Genomic DNA, 16,620 nt, shown 5'->3' with positions numbered 1-16,620 from the left:
GGTGCGGCGCCGTGAACCAGGCCGGATCAGGTGCTGCGGCGGCCCGCGGCCAGCCGGACGATGTCCACCCGCGAGCGGATGCCCAGCTTGCGGTAGACCCGGGTGAGGGTCGCCTCGACGGTCTTGACGCTGATGAACAGGCGGCCGGCGATCTCCCGGTTGGTCGCGCCCTCCATCACGAGCGAGGCGACCTGACGCTCCATCGAGGCCAGCCCCTCCAGCGCGTCGAGCGCCACGGGAGGCGCGACGGAGGCCGGTTCCACCGCCCCGGGCCCGGCCGTGACGGCCGCGTCGACCTGCCGCAGCCAGGGCAGCGCCCGGCAGCGCCGGAACAGCCGGGCGGCCTCGTCGTACGACGCCGGTCCGGGCAGGGAAGTGCCGCCCGGGCGAGGACGGGCGGCGGCCTGGGCGCGCAGCCGGGCCAGCGCGAAGGCGGCGCGGGCCTCCTCCAGGCCGTAGCCGAGCCGGCCGAGCCGGTCCTGCACCGACGTCAGACGGACCACGGCCGCCTCGTGCTCGCCGCGTGCGGCCCGGACCAGGGCCTCGGCCCGGTCGAGCACGGCCAGCACGCTCTCGCGGCCCAGCCGCAGCGCGTGCACCCGGGCCGTGTCGATGACGTCCTGCGCCTCGCCCGGCTCGCCGATGCGGACCAGGGCCTCGGCGAGGTCGCCGTGCCAGCGGCCGCGCGCCGGGTCGTTGATGCCGAGCCCTTGCTCCAGCTCCCGCACCCGGCGCAGCGAACGGACCGTGCCCGCCGGGTCCCCGGCCACCAGCTGGGCGTATCCCAGGGCCGCGAGGGCCCGGGAGAGGTACATCTGGTCGCCGTCGACCTCGGCGTGGTCGGCCGCCTCGCGGGCCAGGGCCAGCGCCCGGTCGACGTCCCCGGCGGAGGCCTCCGCCAGGGAGGTCAGCATGGCGGAGGCACCCTCGCCGATGCCCGAGTCGCGGGCGAGGCGCAGGCTCTCGCGGGCGAGGTCCAGGGCCCGGCCGCAGTGCCCGGAGCGCAGCTCGGTGTCGGCGAGGAAGCGCAAAAAGTGCACCTCGCTCTCGACCATGCCGCGCCGCCGCACCTCGCGCAGCAGCGCCGTGATGGTGGCGCGCGCCTCGGGCAGCTGGTCGCTCATGATCAGCCAGCGGAAGCGGGCCGAGCCGGCGCCGTTGTGGTGGCAGGCCACGTACGGGTCCTGGGGCTCCTTCAGGGCCCGCTTGACCGTCGCGGGCGCGTCCGGGTGGCCCATCAGGGTCTCGGTGGAGGCCTGGAAGGACAGCGCCATCAGCTCCGTGCGCCGGTCCTCGCCGCGGGCGGCCAGCTCCGCCGCGTGCGCGGCCTCCTGCCGGGCCTCGGCGAAGTCGCCCTCGACGACCAGGCCCCGCCAGGCGAGCTGGTAGTGGACCAGGGCGAGCAGCCGCGGGTCGTCACCCGCGTCGGCCAGCACCTGCGGGAAGACGGCGTCGACCTCGCCGAGCGCCTGCCCGGCCGCCTCGATGACCACCATCCAGGCCCGCACCCGCTCCGCGGGCACGGTCGCGCGGGTCAGCACGTCCCGGGCGATGTCCCGGGCGAGATCGGCCTCGCCGGCCGTGATCGCGTCCTCCGCGGCCTGCAGCCGCCGCTCGTCCGGCCCCGGGACGCTGTCGGCCGGGGTGTGCCGGGCCGCGAGCAGCCCGAGCGAGGCGGCCACGGACGGGGCCCCGCGGTCCCGGGCCAGCGCGCCGGCCTCGGCGAGCCGCGCCGCCACCTCCGGGTCGGTGCCGGTGGTGGCCAGGGCCAGGTGCCGGGCCCGCTCGATCGGGTCGGAGGCCGCCCTGGACAGCGCCGCGTGCACGGCCCGCCGCTCCTGCGCGGGGGCCTCCGCGTACAGCGCGGCCGAGATCAGCGGGTGCGCGAACCGCAGGGCCGGCGCCTCCGGGTCCGTGGCCAGCAGCCCCAGGGCCGCCGCCTGGGCCGTCTCGGCCTCGGCGTGCTCCCGCCCGGCCGCGTGCAGCAGCGCCAGGGTGGGCCGGGCACCCGCGCTGGCCACCAGGAGGGTGCGGCGGGCCTCGTCCGACAGCATCTCCAGGCGGCTCAGCACCAGCGCACGCAGCGAGGTGGGCACCGGCAGCGGCTCACCGGGCCGGGGCCGGGCCGTGCTCTCGGCCAGGGCGCGGCCCAGCTCCAGCGCGAAGAGGGGGTTGCCGCCGCTGGTGCGGTGGATGTCGCGCACCGTGGAGCGGGACAGGGGCGTGTAGCCGCGGTGGTCCAGCAGCGCGGAGACCTGCGCACGGGTGAGCGGGCCGAGCCGGACCGCCAGGGTGTCCGGCGGGGACGCGCGTAGATGGCGGTCGTACTCCTCGCCCTCGGTCCGCACCGCCGACAGCATCTGCACGGGCGTGTCACCGAGCCGGCGGGCGGCGAAACCGAGCAGTTCGGCGCTGGCCGCGTCCAGCCACTGCAGATCGTCGGCGACGACCAGCACCGGCCCCTTCGCGGCCAGGACCCGCAGCGCCGACAGCACGGCCAGGCGCAGCGCCAGCCCGTCGCGCTGCAGCGTGGACTCGCCGCGGCCGGTGAGCGCCGACTCCAGCGCCGTGCGCTGCGCGGCGGGCAGGTGGCCGGAGACCTCGTCGAGCACCAGGCCGAACAGATCGGCCAGGGCCAGGAAGGGCAGATGGGATTCGGACTCGGTGGCCGAGCAGCGCAAGACGGTCCGGCCCGGGCCGCCGTAATCCGCGGCCAGCGCGCGCAGGACCGTCGACTTTCCTATTCCGGCCGGGCCGTGGAGCAGCACACTCCCGCCCCGGCCGAGCTGGTCGCGTGCCGTCGCGAACAGTTCCTCCCGGCCGATGACCAGGTCGGGGCGGCTCCTGGGAGGCTCCTGGAAGTCCCGTCGAACGGTCACCTCTGTCCTCCCTGTGTCGTGTCCTGGCCAATATTAGGCAACAGCTCTTTGAATTTCGGACGGACGCTGTGGTGAGGGAAATAACAACCCGGGCCGGCGGACGAATTCACCTCGGTCCCGAATGCGGGGGAACGTGCCGCGGGTGCCCCCTCGGGAACCGGTCGGCCGGCCGACCGGACCGGAACGGTGCGGAACACCTCGAACCTACGGCAACCACCCGGCCCGGCGTGCGGCGACCACGGCCTCGCCCCGGGTCCGGGCCCGCAGCTTGCGCATGGCCGACCTGAGATACCCCTTGACGGTCTCGGGCGTCACCCCCAGCCGCTCCGCCGCGACCGCGTTCGTGGCCCCCGCGGCGACACACGCCAGCACGTCCACCTCCCGGGGCGCGAGCCGGACCCGGGACGGGGGAACGGACCCACCCGGACCGGCCGCCAGCAGCGCGCACGCGCCGAGCAGCTCCGCCCGCAGCCCAGGGTCGTCGATCCGCGGCGCGAGCGCCCGCAGGGCCGCGTGCGCCTCCCGGACCTGCTCCCAGCCCGCGCCCGCGCCGCCGCCCGCGGCGAGTGTGCGGGCCTCGTCCCGCACCACCAGCGCCCGCTCCACGTCGCGCGCCGCCTCGACGGCCGCGTCCAGCATCCGCCCGCCCAGCGGCTGAGCCGTGCGCAGCGCCCCGTACAGCACCCCGCGCACCCGGTGCCGCACCACCACCGGCACGGCCAGCACCGAACGCAGCCCCTCCACGGCCACCGGGGCGTCGTACTCGTGGCTGATCTGCCGCGAGGCGGAGTAGTCCGTCACCACGCACGGCCGCGACAGCGCCACCGCCTTGCCGCCCAGGCCGGTCCCGGACGTCACCACCAGCGACCGAAGGGCGTGGGTCGCCGTGCCGCTGAGTTCGCTGATGCGCATGTGCCGCCCGGCCTCCAGCAGGCCGCCGAAGGCCACCGGCAGCCCTGTGGCGCGCCGCAGGCGCAGCAGCGCGTTGCGTACCTCGACCGTGTCGGACGCGTCTGCCGTCACCTGTTCGCCCCTTCACTACGGCGCCTGTGCGGGCGCATCCCCCCGTTCGGGGGTGGTGAGACCCGCATCACGGATTACACGATGGCTCGGAGCCGCCCGGCAATGGTCCGGCACCGAGGAGGACGCATGACATCGGCGACGGAGGAGTTCCGCAGCGCGCGGGACTTCCTGCTGGCACACCACGAGGACTACGCCACCGCCTACGAGGGCTTCCGCTGGCCCCGTCCCGAGTACTTCAACTGGGCCCTCGACTGGTTCGACGAGATCGCCGACGGCAACGCCCGCACGGCCCTGCACATCGTCGAGGAGGACGGCGCCGAGACGCGGCTGTCCTTCGCGGAGATGTCCGGGCGATCGTCCCGGTTCGCCACCTGGCTGCGGGCCCGGGGCGTGCGCGCCGAGGACCGGATCCTCGTCATGCTCGGCAACCAGGCCGAGCTGTGGATCACCGCCCTCGCGGCGATGAAGCTGCGCGCGGTGGTCATCCCCGCCACCCCGCTGCTCGGCCCCGCCGACCTGCGCGACCGGGTGGAGCGCGGACGCGTCCGGCACGTCATCGCCCGCACCGAGGACGCCGCGAAGTTCGCCGAGGTCCCCGGCGACTACACGCGCATCGCCGCCGGTGCCGCCGGATCCGTGCCGGACGGCTGGCTGCCGCTGGACGACGCCCACGGCGCCTCCGCCGACTTCACGCCCGACGGCCCCACCCGGTCCGACGACCCCCTGATGCTCTACTTCACCTCCGGCACCACCGCCCGGCCCAAACTGGTCGAGCACACCCACACCTCGTACCCGATCGGCCACCTGTCGACCATGTACTGGATCGGCCTCAAGCCCGGCGACGTGCACCTGAACATCTCCTCCCCGGGCTGGGCCAAGCACGCCTGGTCCAACCTCTTCGCCCCCTGGAACGCCGAGGCGACCGTCTTCCTGCACAACTACACGCGCTTCGACGCGGCCCGGCTCATGTCCGAGATGGACCGGGCGGGCGTCACCACCTTCTGCGCGCCGCCGACCGTGTGGCGCATGCTCATCCAGGCCGACCTCACCCAGCTGCGCACCCCGCCCCGCGAGGTCGTCGCCGCCGGCGAACCGCTCAACCCGGAGGTCATCGAGCAGGTCCGGCGCTCCTGGGGGGTCACCATCCGGGACGGATTCGGCCAGACCGAGACGGCCGTCCAGGTCGCCAACAGCCCCGGCCAGCCCCTGAAGACCGGCTCGATGGGCCGGCCCAGCCCCGGCTACCGCGTCGAGCTGCTCGACCCCGTCTCCGGCGCGCCCGGTGCCACCGAGGGCGAGATCGCACTCGACCTCTCGGACCGTCCGGTCGGCCTGATGACCGGCTACCACGGCGACGCGGACCGCACGGCGGAGGCCATGGCCGGGGGCTACTACCGCACCGGCGACATCGCCTCCCGCGACGCGGACGGCTACCTGACCTACATCGGCCGCGGCGACGACGTCTTCAAGGCCTCCGACTACAAGATCAGCCCCTTCGAGCTGGAGAGCGCCCTGCTGGAGCACGAGGCGGTGGCCGAGGCGGCGGTGGTGCCCGCGCCGGACGAGGTGCGGCTGTCGGTGCCGAAGGCGTACGTCGTCCTCGCGGACGGCTGGGAGCCGGGACCCGACACGGCGAAGGTCCTGTTCGAGCACTCCCGTCAGATCCTCGCCCCCTACAAGCGCGTCCGCCGCCTGGAGTTCGCCGACCTGCCCAAGACCGTCTCCGGCAAGATCCGCCGGATCGCGCTGCGCGAGGCCACGGCCGCCGGTTCGGACGCCGAGTACCGCGAGGAGGACTTCCGGTGAACTCCTACAGCCACGGCACCGCAACCACGCCGCTGCTCGGCGACACGATCGGGGCGAACCTGGACCGGGCCGTCGCCGCGTGGCCGGACCGCGAGGCCCTGGTGGACGTGCCCTCCGGCCGGCGCTGGACCTACGCGCGCTTCGCCGGGGACGTCGACCGCCTGGCGTCGGCACTGCTGGCGTCCGGCGTCGCCAAGGGCGACCGGGTGGGCATCTGGGCCGTCAACTGCCCCGAGTGGGTGCTCGTCCAGTACGCCACCGCCCGCATCGGCGCGATCATGGTGAACATCAACCCGGCCTACCGCACCCACGAGGTCGAGTACGTCCTGAAGCAGGCCGGGGTGTCCCTGCTGTTCGCCTCGCCACGCCACAAGAGCAGCGACTACCGGGCCATGGTGGAACGGGTGCGGGGCCGCTGCCCCGAACTGCGCGAGGCCGTGTACTTCGGCGACCCGGGCTGGGAGACGCTGCTCGCGCGGGTGATGCCGGACCCGGCGTACCCGGAGCTGTCCTGCGACGACCCGATCAACATCCAGTACACCTCGGGCACCACCGGCTTCCCCAAGGGCGCCACCCTCTCCCACCACAACATCCTCAACAACGGTTACTTCGTGGGGGAGTTGCTCGCCTACTCCGAACAGGACCGGATCTGCGTCCCGGTGCCCTTCTACCACTGCTTCGGCATGGTCATGGGCAACCTCGCCGCCACCTCGCACGGCGCCTGCGTCGTCATTCCGGCCCCGTCCTTCGACCCCGCGGCCACCCTGGACGCGGTCCAGCGGGAGCGCTGCACCTCGCTCTACGGCGTGCCGACCATGTTCATCGCGGAGCTGAACCTGCCGGACTTCGCCTCCTACGACCTCTCCTCCCTGCGCACCGGCATCATGGCGGGCTCGCCCTGCCCGGTGGAGGTGATGAAGCGGGTGGTCGCCGAGATGCACATGGCGGAGGTCTCCATCTGCTACGGCATGACCGAGACGTCCCCGGTCTCCCTGCAGACCCGCAGGGACGACGACCTGGAGCACCGCACGGGCACGGTCGGGCGGGTCCTGCCGCACATCGAGGTCAAGATCGTCGACCCGGTGACCGGCGTGACCCGGCCCCGGGAGGTGGCGGGCGAGTTGTGCACGCGCGGCTACAGCGTGATGCTCGGCTACTGGGACGAGCCGGAGAAGACCGCCGAGGCGATCGACGCCGGGCGCTGGATGCACACCGGCGACCTCGCCGTGATGCGCGAGGACGGCTACGTCGAGATCGTCGGCCGCATCAAGGACATGATCATCCGGGGCGGGGAGAACATCTACCCCCGGGAGATCGAGGAGTTCCTCCACGCCCACCCCAAGATCCAGGACGTCCAGGTCGTGGGCGTGCCGCACGAGCACTACGGCGAGGAGGTCCTGGCCTGCGTCATCGCCCGCGACCCGGACGACCCGCCGACCCTGGAGGAACTGCGCGCCTTCTGCCGGGGACGGCTCGCGCACTACAAGGTCCCGAGCCGGCTCCAGGTGCTGGACGCCTTCCCGATGACGGTGTCCGGAAAGGTGCGCAAGGTGGAACTGCGCGAGCGCTACACCGTCTGAACGACCGCGGGGGCGTTCGGTCGTACGGGGACCAGGCCCGTAAGATCGACGCCCTTGGGGGTGACACATGGTCAAGCGGCGGCCCGGTACGACGCCCACGCTGGAGCAGGTGGCCGCGCTCGCCGGCGTCGGACGGGGCACGGTCTCACGCGTGGTCAACAACGAGGCGGGCGTCAAGGAGTCCACCCGGCGTGCCGTCCAGCGGGCGATCGCCGAACTCGGCTACGTGCCCAACCTGGCGGCGCGTTCGCTGGCCGGGCGGCGGGCCGACGCGGTGGCGCTGGTCATGACGGAACGGGACTGGCGGCTGTTCGGCGAGCCGTTCTTCTCGGAGACGGTCACGGCCGTCGGGGACGCGCTCGCCGAGACCTCCGTGCAGCTGCTGCTCACCCTCGTCCGCACGGACGCCGAGCGGCAGCGGTTCGTCGAGTACGCGCGCGGCGGCCGGGTCGACGGCGTGCTGCTGATGTCGGTGCGCGCCGAGGACCGGCTGCCCGACATGCTCGCCGACGCGGGCCTGCCCACCGTGCTGCTGGGCCGCCGCTCCGGCGACGAGCAGATCACCTACGTCGACGCGGACAACGTCGGCGGTGCCCGCGAGGCGGTGACCCACCTGCTGGCGGGCGGCCGGCGGATGATCGCGGCCATCACCGGGCCGCTGGACATGTACGTCGCCCGGTGCCGGCTGCGCGGCTACCAGCAGGCCCTGGAGCGGGCGGGGCTGCCCGCGCCCGACTCCTGGACCGTCGAGGGAGACTTCACCGAGGCGAGCGGACGCCGGGCGATGGCCGAACTCCTAAAGCGCCACCCGGACGTGGACGCGGTCCTGGCCGCCTCCGACACCATGGCCTCCGGAGCCCTGGCCGTGCTGCGCGCGGCGGGGCGCAGGGTGCCCGACGACGTGGCGGTCGTCGGCTTCGACGACTTCGAGCTCGCCCGGCACACCGACCCGCCGCTGACCACCGTCCGGCAGCCGCTCGAGGAGATCGGCCGGACGATGGTGCGGCTGCTGCTGGAGGAGATGGAGCAGCCGGAAGTGGCCTGGCGGCACGTGATCCTGCGGACGCAGCTGGTGGTGCGGGAGTCGGCGTGAAGCCGCCCGGGAGCGCTCCCAACTCCCATACCGGGCCCGCCCGTTGTGTAGACCGGTCCGGGCACCCCGGCTGACCTGGTACTTCGAAAAACATTCGATGGATTCCCGTCTAACGGGTTGTCAGGGACATGGGGCGGCTCCTACAGTCGCGTCCGAAACCGGTGAGGTGGGAGCGCTCCCATCAGTGGGGAGGTGGGAGCGCTCCCGATCCCCCTGCCGCAGCACCCTCTGTCGAACCCGGTTGTCCCCCCGCAGAGAGGCCCCCGCATGCGATCGTCACCGCACCGCCTCCGCACCGTCCGCGCCCTGTTCGGCGCGCTGCTCACCGCGCTCGCCACCGTCGCGGCGCTCCTCGCCGCCACCGCGCCCGCCCAGGCGGACACGGTCGTCTGCGAGCAGTTCGGATCCACCGTGATCCAGGGCCGCTACGTCGTCCAGAACAACCGCTGGGGCACCAGCGCCCCGCAGTGCGTCACCGCGACCGACACCGGCTTCCGGGTCACCCAGGCCGACGGCTCGGTGCCCACCAACGGCGCCCCGAAGTCGTACCCGTCCGTCTTCAACGGCTGCCACTACACGAACTGTTCGCCGGGGACCAACCTGCCGGCGCAGCTCAGCACCATCTCCAGCGCGCCCAGCAGCATCTCGTACGGTTACGTCTCCGGGGCCGTGTACAACGCCTCGTACGACATCTGGCTGGACCCGACGCCCCGCACCGACGGCGTCAACCGCACCGAGATAATGATCTGGTTCAACCGGGTCGGCCCCATCCAGCCGATCGGCTCCCCGGTCGGCACCGCCTCCGTCGGAGGACGCACCTGGGAGGTGTGGACCGGCAGCAACGGGTCCAACGACGTGATCTCCTTCGTCGCCCCCTCGGCCATCTCCACCTGGAGCTTCGACGTCATGGACTTCGTCGACCAGACCGTGGCCCGGGGCATGGCGCAGAGCAACTGGTACCTGACCAGCGTCCAGGCCGGCTTCGAGCCGTGGCAGAACGGCGCCGGGCTCGCCGTGAACTCCTTCTCCTCCACGGTCAACACCGGTGGCGGCGGTGGCCCGGGCGGCCCCGGCAACCCGGCGGCGGCCTGCCAGGTGACGTACGGGACGAACGTCTGGCAGGGTGGCTTCACCGCCGACGTGACCGTGAAGAACACCGGTTCGGCCGCGGTCGACAACTGGCGGCTCGGCTTCACGCTGCCGTCCGGACAACGGGTCACGGGCGCCTGGAACGCGACCCTGTCCGGCACCTCCGGCGCCGTCACGGCGAGCCCCGTCGCGCACAACGCGCGGATCGCCGCCGGAGGCACCCAGAGCTTCGGCTTCCAGGGCACGTACGGCGGCACCTTCGCCAAGCCGGCCGGCTTCACCCTGAACGGCACGCCCTGCTCCGTCGCCTGACCCGCGGCGCACCGACCCGCTCCGGGCTCCGCCCTGCGCCGAACGGGCGGACCCCGGAGCGTTCCACCCCGTCCCGGGCCGTCGCCCGGGGCAGCACCACCGGGCCGCCGGCGAGTCCCGTCCGGTGAACCCGTCCCACCTCGCCCCGTCCCGGGCGGTCGCACGAGAGGGCCGCCCGGAGTCCCGCTCGCCCCACCCCGCCGGAGGCCCGCTCCACCGGCCCACCGGCACCTCCCGTCCGCCGCACCTCGCCGTGTCCGGCACCGCGCACCGTCCCCCCGGCCGCACCGCGCCGGCGGCCGCCGCCGGACCACGTCTCGCCCCGCCCCTCCGGCCCGCATCCGGAAAGGCTCCGCCATGACCCCGCTCCCGCCCGAAGCCGCCGTTCCCCGCTCCGCCCGGCGGTCCACCCGCCGGCCCGCGCTCGTCGCCGCCCTGTGCGCCGCCGCGCTCGCCGTGACCGGGCTCACCGCCGCCGCCCCGCCCGAGCGGGACACCGCACGGGCCGCCGCCGCGCTGCCCTACCAGGACCCGGCCCTGCCCGTACCGCAGCGGGTCGAGGACCTGCTCGGCCGGATGACGCTCGACGACAAGCTCGGCCAGCTGACCCAGATCGAGAAGGACGCCCTGGTCCCGCGCTCCGACCTCGCCACCTACCGCATCGGCTCGGTGCTGTCCGGCGGCGACTCCACGGTCAGCCCCAACAACGCGCAGACCTGGGCCGACACGTACGACTCCCTCCAGCGCACGGCGCTGACCACGCCGCTCGGCATCCCGATGATCTACGGCATCGACGCGGTGCACGGGCACAACGCGGTGCGCGGCGCCACGGTCTTCCCGCACAACATCGGCCTCGGCGCCACCCGGGACCCGGCCCTGGTGCAGCGCGTCGGGCGCGCGGTCGCCGAGGAGGTCGCGGGCACCGGCATCGACTGGTCCTTCGCGCCCTGTCTGTGCGTGGCCCGCAACGACCGGTGGGGGCGCACCTACGAGTCGTTCGGCGAGACACCCGAACTGCCCACCGCCATGACCTCGTTCATCACCGGCCTGCAGGGCGGCACCCTGGGCGGCGATCCGGCCTCCGTGCTCGCCACCGCCAAGCACTACCTCGGCGACGGCGGCACCACCGGCGGCGTCGACCAGGGCGACACCCGGATCTCCGAGGCGGAGCTGCGGGCGGTCCACCTGCCGCCGTTCAAGGAGGCCGTCCGGCGGGGCGTGGGCTCGGTGATGCTCTCCTACAGCAGCTGGAACGGCGTCCGCTCGCACGCCCACAAGTACCTCGTCACCGACGTCCTCAAGGGCGAGTTGGGCTTCACCGGCTTCGTCGTGTCCGACTGGGCGGCGGTCGACCAGCTCGACGGGCAGAGCGGGTTCACCGGCGCCGAGATCGCCACCGCCGTCAACGCGGGCGTCGACATGGTGATGGTCCCGCACGACTACAAGAGGTTCCTGAGCCTGCTGCGCGGTGAGGTCACCGCGGGCCGGATCTCCCAGGCCCGGATCGACGACGCCAACCGGCGCATCCTGACGAAGAAATTCCAACTCGGCCTCTTCGAGCGGCCGCTGACCGACCGCTCGTACACCTCCACCGTCGGCTCGGCCGCCCACCGCACGCTCGCCCGGCAGGCGGTGCGCGCCTCGCAGGTGCTGCTGAAGAACGACGGCGGGATCCTGCCGCTGCCGAAGACCGGCAAGCTGTTCGTCGCCGGGAAGTCCGCCGACGACATCGGCAACCAGAGCGGCGGCTGGACCGTCGGCTGGCAGGGCCGCAGCGGTCCCGTCACCGAGGGCACCACCGTCCTCCAGGGCATCCGCGCCGCCGTGGCCGACCCCTCCCGGGTCACCTACGACCGCCACGGCAACGGAATCGACGGCGGGTACACGGCCGCCGTGGCCGTCGTCGGCGAGACCCCGTACGCCGAGATGCGCGGCGACCGGCCGGACGGCATGGGCCTCGACCAGGAGGACCTGCAGACCCTGGCCCGGCTGAAGGCCAGCGGGGTGCCCGTCGTGGTGGTGCTGGTCTCCGGCCGCCCGCTGGACATCGCCGACCGGCTGCCCGACTGGAAGGCCCTGCTCGCGGCCTGGCTGCCCGGCACCGAGGGGGGCGGTGTCGCGGACGTGCTGTTCGGCGATTACGCGCCGACCGGCAAGCTGCCCGTGACCTGGATGCGCAGCGCCTCCCAGCAGCCGATCAACGACGGCGACGGCAAGAGCCCGCTCTTCCCCTACGGGCACGGCCTGACCTACGGCACGAACCCCGGCCCCGATCCGGACCCCGACCCCGACCCCACCCCGGCCAAGGCCTGCACCGCCACCCACAAGCTGGTCAACTCCTGGCCGGGCGGCCACCAGGCGGAGGTCACCGTCAAGAACACCGGCACCGGCCCGATCACGGGCTGGACGGTCGACTGGGACCTGGGCGGCGCGACCGTCACCAGCCTCTGGAACGGCACCCACACGGTCGCGAACGGCCGGATCACGGTCCGCGGCACCGGCTCGGGCGGCACCCTCGCCGCCGGTGCCACCACCTCGTTCGGCTACACGGCGAACGGCACCGCGGGCACCCCCGCCCCGCGCTGCGCCCCCGCCTGACCGGACCCACGGTTCTCCCCACCGGTTGATCCCGCGGACGTCCCCACACCCGTCACCCGCACCCCCGCACCGAGGAGAGCACATGACAGACCGGACCAGACGCGCGGACACCCGCCCGCGCAGGCCGCGCCGCAAGCGGACGGCGGCCCTGGCCACCGCGCTGACCACGTTGCTGCTGGGAGCGGCCGCCCAGCTGTCCGCACCCGAGGCGTCCGCCGCCGAGGCCCATGTCGACAACCCGTTCGCGGGCGCCTCGTTCTACGTCAACCCGGACTACGCCCGCCTGGTCGACGGCTCCGTCGCCCGCACCACCGACGCGTCGCTCAAGGCCAGGATGGAGAAGGTCAAGAGCTATCCGACGGCCGTCTGGCTGGACCGCATCGCCGCCATCCACGGCGGCGAGGCCAACGCGGGCCGCAAGAGCCTCGCCGACCACCTGGACCTGGCGCTCGCGCAGAAGCAGCCCGGCCGGCCGATCGTGGCCACCTTCGTCGTCTACGACCTGCCGGGCCGCGACTGCTCCGCCCTCGCCTCCAACGGCGAACTCCCCCTCACCGCCGCCGGACTGGCCCGCTACAAGAACGAGTACATCGACGAGATCGCCGAGGTCTTCGCCGACCCCAAGTACCAGGACATCCGCATCACCACCGTCATCGAACCGGACGGCCTGCCGAACCTGGTCACCAACCTCTCCGACCCCGAGTGCGCCCAGGCCAAGAGCAGCGGCATCCAGGTCGACGCCATCCGCTACGCCCTGAACAAGCTGCACGCCGTCCCGAACGTGTACACCTACCTGGACTTCGCGCACTCCGGGTGGCTCGGCTGGGACAACAACCTCACCCAGACCACCCAGCTGTACACGGACGTCGTCAAGGGCACCGCGGCCGGCCTCGGCGGCGTCGACGGCCTGGTCACCAACGTCGCCAACTACACGCCGCTCGCCGAGCCGTTCCTCCCCGACCCGAACAAGACCGTCGGGGGCAACCAGATCAGGTCCGGCAAGTACTACGAGTGGAACCCGAACTTCGACGAGTCGGACTTCACCAAGGCCGTGCACGCCGCGCTGGTGGCCCAGGGCTGGCCCGCCTCCACCGGCATGGTCGTCGACACCTCCCGCAACGGCTGGGGCGGCAGCGCCCGCCCGACCGCCGAGAGCACGAGCACCGTCCTCGACACCTACATCAGCCAGTCCAAGGTGGACCGGCGGACCCACCGGGGCCTGTGGTGCAACGTCAACGGCGCGGGCCTCGGACAGCCGCCGCAGGCCGCTCCCGCCGGGTACCCGGACTCGCACCTCGACGCCTTCCTGTGGGTCAAGCCGCCGGGTGAGTCGGACGGCGCGAGCAAGGACATCCCGAACGACGAGGGCAAGCGCCCCGACCCCATGTGCAACCCCTCCTACACGGCGCCCAACGCGGGCGGCAACCCGACCGGCGCGATGCCGGACGCGCCGCTCGCCGGTCACTGGTTCCACGAGCAGTTCTCCATGCTCGTGCGCAACGCGCACCCGGCGGTGCCCGCCGACGGCGGCGGTGGACCCGGCCCGGACGACACCACCGCCCCCACCGCGCCGGCCGGTCTGAGGTCCACCGCGAAGACCGCCACCAGTGTCTCCCTGGCGTGGTCGGCGGCCACCGACGACGTGGGCGTCACCGGTTACGACGTGTACCGCAACGGCACCAAGGTCAACGCCTCGACGGTCACCGGCACCACCTTCACCGACACCGGGCTGGCCGCGGCCACGGCGTACAGCTACACCGTCCGGGCCCGCGACGCCGCCGGGAACGTCTCCGCCGCCTCCACCGCGCTGAGCGTCACCACCGAGGCGGGCGGCGGCGGACCCGACCCGGCCGGCGGCGTCAAGGTCACCTACAGGAACAACGACGCCTCGGCCACGGACAACGCCATCCGCCCCGGCCTGCGGATCGCCAACACCGGACAGAGCCCGGTGGCGCTGAGCGAGGTCACCGCTCGCTACTACTTCACCCGGGACGGCGGATCGCCGACCGTGAACGCGTTCTGCGACCACGCGGCCGTCGGCTGCTCCAACGTGACCCTGCGCGTGGTGCCGCTGGCCACCCCGGTCCCGGGCGCCGACGCCTACCTGGAGGTCGGCTTCCGGAGCGGCACCCTGGCCGCCGGCCAGGACACCGGCGACCTCCAGCTGCGCCTGGCCAAGGCCGACTGGTCCGCGTTCGACGAGACCGGCGACTACAGCCGTACCACCGCCGCCTCCTACGCCGAGGCACCGAGGATCCCCGCCTACCGGAGCGGCGCCCTGGCGTGGGGTGCCCCACCGGCCTGATCCGCCCGGAACCACCGGGGACACACCCAACCCCACATCCCCACAGGAGAAACGATGGCTCGAAGCACCAGACGACCACTGTCCTTACTGGCGGTCCTGGCAACCCTGCTCAGTGGGCTCGGTCTGGCCCTGATCGGCCAGAACAGCGCCCAGGCGCACGGCGTGACGATGACGCCGGGTTCGCGGACCTACCTCTGCTACCTGGACGCCAAGACGGGCACGGGCGCCCTCGACCCGACGAACCCCGCGTGCAAGGCCGCGCTCGCCGAGAGCGGCGCGAACGCCCTGTACAACTGGTTCGCCGTGCTCGACTCCAACGCGGGCGGACGCGGCCCGGGCTACGTCCCGGACGGCAAGCTGTGCAGTGCCGGCGACCGCTCCCCGTACAACTTCACCGGCTACAACGCCGCCCGCGCCGACTGGCCCCGGACGCACCTCACCTCCGGGGCGACGATCCGGATCAAGCACAGCAACTGGGCGCACCACCCGGGCGACTTCCGGGTGTACGTCTCCAAGCCCGGCTACTCGCCCACCAAGCCGCTGGGCTGGGGCGACCTGGAGCTGATCCAGACGGTCACCAACCCGCCGCAGTCCGGTTCGGTGGGCAGTGAGTCCGGCCACTACTACTGGGACCTGAAGCTGCCCTCGGGCCGCTCGGGCAACGCGATGATGTTCATCCAGTGGGTGCGCTCGGACAGCCAGGAGAACTTCTTCTCCTGCTCCGACATCGTCTTCGACGGCGGCAACGGCGAGGTGACCGGCATCCGCGGCTCGGGCGGCACGCCGGACCCGACGCCCACACCGACCCCGACGCCCACCGACCCGCACACCGGCTGCATGGCCGTGTACAAGGTGACGAACAACTGGAACGGCGGCTTCCAGGGGTCCGTCGAGGTGATGAACCACAACACCACCGCGCGTGACGGCTGGGCCGTGCGCTGGCAGCCGGGTGCCGGAACCCGGATCAGCCAGGTCTGGAACGGCAGCCTGAGCACCGGCACCGACGGCACCGTGACGGTCCGGCACGCGGACCACAACCGCACCATCCCGCCGGACGGCACCGTCACGTTCGGCTTCACCGCCACCTCCACCGGCAACAACCTGCCGGTCGGCTCGGTCACCTGCGTCAACCCGTAACACCGCGCACGGCGGCGCCGGCTCCCGCACCCGCGGGGGCCGGCGCCTCGCCGTGCCGGCGGGTCAGGCGGCGAACGCCTCGGCGGGCTCGTTCACCGGCCGCGGGGTGCCCGCCGGATCGAGCACGAACAGCGGCACGCCCAGCGCGTCGGCGCGGGCGCGCGCCTCGTCGCCGTACCCGGCCAGGGAGAAGTAGACGCAGGCCGCCGACTCGGTCATCGCGGTCAGCCACAGGCACTCCACGTCCCGGGCGTCCGCCGGGCGCACCGTCGGATCCACCCGGGCCAGCACGCCCGGGGCGGCGAGCCCGACGCCGGAGGGCGGGCGCCGCCCGGCGCGCCGCACGTCCCGGTGGCCGAGCCAGCGCAGGTAGAGGGCCGCGGCGGTGACGGCGTCACGGGCGGTGCGGATGGCCACCGGCCGGAAGGCGGGGCGCACCGGACGCGGCGGGGCGTCGCGCGCGCCCGCCACCGGCAGGCACAGCACCGTGCCGCAGGAACAGCCCAGTTCGGGGCGCGGCCACGCGGAGGGACGGGCGCAGGCCGCGCAGTGCACGGTCACCCACTCCTCGTCCCAGGAGCGGTGGGTGACGGCGGACGGTCGCCCGCGCGGATCGAGCGGCGGCGCGACGGGCGCTCCGCAGGCGCACGGATAGGACGGCACGGCGAACAGATGGGCGCGCCCACAGGCCGGACAGCGCACCGGCACGCTCTCGGACATGCCCCCCATCGTCCACCCGCGGGCCCGCGCCTGTCCGCTGCTCGGCCCATCGCCCCGGACCTCTCTTGACGGCGTCAC

At 73.6% G+C, this 16,620-nt stretch carries 10 protein-coding genes; 7 read left to right on the top strand and 3 right to left on the bottom strand.

Annotated elements, in window-relative coordinates:
• Nucleotides 1-26: 26 nt before the first annotated feature.
• A complete protein-coding gene (locus AC07DA_RS08750; RefSeq protein WP_479125881.1) occupies nt 27-2,879 on the bottom strand; it encodes a helix-turn-helix transcriptional regulator in 2,853 nt (950 codons plus the stop codon).
• Between the two features lie 204 nt (nt 2,880-3,083).
• Complete coding sequence (locus AC07DA_RS08745; RefSeq protein ID WP_479125880.1) at nt 3,084-3,902, bottom strand: helix-turn-helix transcriptional regulator; 819 nt, start codon at nt 3,900-3,902, stop codon at nt 3,084-3,086.
• Between the two features lie 126 nt (nt 3,903-4,028).
• Here AC07DA_RS08745 and AC07DA_RS08740 point away from each other — a divergent pair, with 126 nt between their 5' ends.
• The 7 genes from AC07DA_RS08740 to AC07DA_RS08710 all read left to right on the top strand — a co-directional run bounded on the left by AC07DA_RS08740 (nt 4,029) and on the right by AC07DA_RS08710 (nt 15,822).
• Nucleotides 4,029-5,708 carry an AMP-binding protein gene (locus AC07DA_RS08740; protein ID WP_479125879.1) on the top strand — a complete coding sequence of 560 codons (1,680 nt, stop codon included), beginning with the start codon at nt 4,029-4,031 and terminating at the stop codon, nt 5,706-5,708.
• Complete coding sequence (locus AC07DA_RS08735; protein WP_479125877.1) at nt 5,705-7,288, top strand: AMP-binding protein; 1,584 nt, start codon at nt 5,705-5,707, stop codon at nt 7,286-7,288. Before AC07DA_RS08740 ends, AC07DA_RS08735 begins: the two co-directional genes overlap by 4 nt.
• Nucleotides 7,289-7,355: 67 nt before the next feature.
• Nucleotides 7,356-8,381, top strand: coding sequence for a LacI family DNA-binding transcriptional regulator (locus AC07DA_RS08730; RefSeq protein WP_479125876.1), 1,026 nt, complete (start codon nt 7,356-7,358; stop codon nt 8,379-8,381).
• Nucleotides 8,382-8,648: 267 nt separating this feature from the next.
• On the top strand, nt 8,649-9,782 hold the full coding sequence (locus AC07DA_RS08725; protein WP_479125874.1) for a glycoside hydrolase family 12 protein: 1,134 nt from the start codon (nt 8,649-8,651) through the stop codon (nt 9,780-9,782).
• 357 nt (nt 9,783-10,139) lie between these two features.
• The gene (locus AC07DA_RS08720; RefSeq protein WP_479125873.1) at nt 10,140-12,380 is read left to right on the top strand and encodes a glycoside hydrolase family 3 N-terminal domain-containing protein; all 2,241 of its coding nucleotides are present in this window, start codon (nt 10,140-10,142) and stop codon (nt 12,378-12,380) included.
• A gap of 82 nt (nt 12,381-12,462) precedes the next feature.
• Entirely contained in the window at nt 12,463-14,685 is a 2,223-nt protein-coding gene (locus tag AC07DA_RS08715; RefSeq protein ID WP_479125871.1) for a glycoside hydrolase family 6 protein, read from the top strand.
• A 54-nt stretch (nt 14,686-14,739) separates the two neighbouring features.
• Nucleotides 14,740-15,822: a lytic polysaccharide monooxygenase gene (locus tag AC07DA_RS08710; protein ID WP_479125869.1), complete on the top strand. Its 1,083-nt coding sequence runs from the start codon at nt 14,740-14,742 to the stop codon at nt 15,820-15,822.
• Between the two features lie 63 nt (nt 15,823-15,885).
• Here the strand turns inward: AC07DA_RS08710 and AC07DA_RS08705 are convergent, their stop codons facing one another.
• Nucleotides 15,886-16,551, bottom strand: a complete 666-nt coding sequence (locus AC07DA_RS08705; protein ID WP_479125867.1) for a hypothetical protein — start codon at nt 16,549-16,551, stop codon at nt 15,886-15,888.
• Between the last annotated feature and the right edge of the window lie 69 nt (nt 16,552-16,620).

It is taken from the genome of Streptomyces sp. NPDC044921 (assembly GCF_056432865.1).
The sequence above is the reverse complement of the archived record's forward strand: the minus strand, read 5'-3'. Positions and strand labels throughout refer to the sequence as shown.

Coding starts and splice junctions, on each gene's coding strand:
- AC07DA_RS08730 (WP_479125876.1), top strand. CDS start 7,356: ATGGTCAAGCGGCGGCCCGGTACGACGCCCACGCTGGAGCAGGTGGCC.
- AC07DA_RS08715 (WP_479125871.1), top strand. CDS start 12,463: ATGACAGACCGGACCAGACGCGCGGACACCCGCCCGCGCAGGCCGCGC.
- AC07DA_RS08725 (WP_479125874.1), top strand. CDS start 8,649: ATGCGATCGTCACCGCACCGCCTCCGCACCGTCCGCGCCCTGTTCGGC.
- AC07DA_RS08705 (WP_479125867.1), bottom strand. CDS start 16,551: ATGGGGGGCATGTCCGAGAGCGTGCCGGTGCGCTGTCCGGCCTGTGGG.
- AC07DA_RS08710 (WP_479125869.1), top strand. CDS start 14,740: ATGGCTCGAAGCACCAGACGACCACTGTCCTTACTGGCGGTCCTGGCA.
- AC07DA_RS08740 (WP_479125879.1), top strand. CDS start 4,029: ATGACATCGGCGACGGAGGAGTTCCGCAGCGCGCGGGACTTCCTGCTG.
- AC07DA_RS08720 (WP_479125873.1), top strand. CDS start 10,140: ATGACCCCGCTCCCGCCCGAAGCCGCCGTTCCCCGCTCCGCCCGGCGG.